Genomic DNA, 1,986 nt, shown 5'->3' on the forward strand with positions numbered 1-1,986 from the left:
AGGACAGATCCTCTCAAATTACCTACGCCCGCGACGGATAGGGACCGAACTGTCTCACGACGTTCTGAACCCAGCTCGCGTGCCGCTTTAATGGGCGAACAGCCCAACCCTTGGGACCGACTACAGCCCCAGGATGCGACGAGCCGACATCGAGGTGCCAAACCTCCCCGTCGATGTGAACTCTTGGGGGAGATAAGCCTGTTATCCCCAGGGTAGCTTTTATCCGTTGAGCGATGGCCCTTCCATGCGGTACCACCGGATCACTAAGTCCTAGTTTCCTACCTGCTCGAGTTGTAGCTCTCGCAGTCAAGCTGGCTTTTACCTTTACACTCTACGATTGATTTCCAACCAATCTGAGCCAACCTTTGAGCGCCTCCGTTACTCTTTAGGAGGCGACCGCCCCAGTCAAACTGTCCGTCAGACACTGTCTCCCTGGCCGATTATGCCAGCGGGTTAGAGTAACCATAAGTCAAGGGTAGTATCCCAACAACGCCTCAATAGAAACTAGCGTCCCTATTTCAATGGCTCCTACCTATCCTGTACATGACTTACAGGTACTCAATATCAAACTACAGTAAAGCTCCATGGGGTCTTTCCGTCCTGTCGCGGGTAACCTGCATCTTCACAGGTACTAAAATTTCACCGAGTCTCTCGTTGAGACAGTGCCCAAATCATTACGCCTTTCGTGCGGGTCGGAACTTACCCGACAAGGAATTTCGCTACCTTAGGACCGTTATAGTTACGGCCGCCGTTTACTGGGGCTTCAATTCATACCTTCGACTTACGTCTAAGCACTCCTCTTAACCTTCCAGCACCGGGCAGGCGTCACCCCCTATACATCACCTTGCGGTTTAGCAGAGAGCTGTGTTTTTGATAAACAGTTGCTTGGGCCTATTCACTGCGGCTGGCTTTTACACCAGCACCCCTTCTCCCGAAGTTACGGGGCTATTTTGCCGAGTTCCTTAACGAGAGTTCTCTCGATCACCTGAGGCTACTCGCCTCGACTACCTGTGTCGGTTTGCGGTACGGGTAGATATGACTTTACGCTAGAAGCTTTTCTTGGCAGTGTGACATCAGAGAGTTCGCAACCGTAGTTGCTTCCCCATCACAGCTCAATGTTAAAGAGAAATGCATTTGACACATCTCACACCTCACTGCTTAGACCAGAATCCATTAACTGGCATCTCTTAGCCTACTGCGTCCCTCCATCACGATCATATCTAGTACTGGAATATCAACCAGTTGTCCATCGACTACGCCTTTCGGCCTCGCCTTAGGTCCCGACTAACCCAGGGCGGACGAGCCTTCCCCTGGAAACCTTAGTCTTACGGTGGATAAGATTCTCACTTATCTTGCGCTACTCATACCGGCATTCTCACTTCTTAACGCTCCAGCACTCCTCACGGTATACCTTCATCGCGGTTAAGAACGCTCTCCTACCATTGATAAAATATCAATCCAAAGCTTCGGTAATATGTTTAGCCCCGGTACATTTTCGGCGCAGGGTCACTCGACTAGTGAGCTATTACGCACTCTTTGAATGATAGCTGCTTCTGAGCTAACATCCTAGTTGTCTGTGCAACCCCACATCCTTTTCCACTTAACATATATTTTGGGACCTTAGCTGTTGGTCTGGGCTGTTTCCCTTTCGACTACGGATCTTAGCACTCGCAGTCTGACTGCCGAACATGTGTATTAGCATTCGGAGTTTATCTGAGATTGGTAATCCTAGACGGACCCCTCACCCAAACAGTGCTCTACCTCCAATACACTTACATTTCGACGCTAGCCCTAAAGCTATTTCGGAGAGAACCAGCTATCTCCCAGTTCGTTTGGAATTTCTCCGCTATCCACAAGTCATCCAAACACTTTTCAACGTGTCCTGGTTCGGGCCTCCAGTGCGTCTTACCACACCTTCACCCTGCTCATGGATAGGTCACTAGGTTTCGGGTCTACATCATGATACTAAGTCGCCCTATTCAGACT

General features: G+C 49.9%; 1 rRNA gene. It reads right to left on the reverse strand.

The features are described from left to right. Positions 1-1,986: ribosomal RNA gene (locus tag ACFYUV_RS51375) — 23S ribosomal RNA — on the reverse strand; the annotation flags it as partial.

Source organism: Nonomuraea sp. NPDC003560, from assembly GCF_042878785.1.
In the GTDB taxonomy this organism is placed as follows: domain Bacteria; phylum Actinomycetota; class Actinomycetes; order Streptosporangiales; family Streptosporangiaceae; genus Nonomuraea.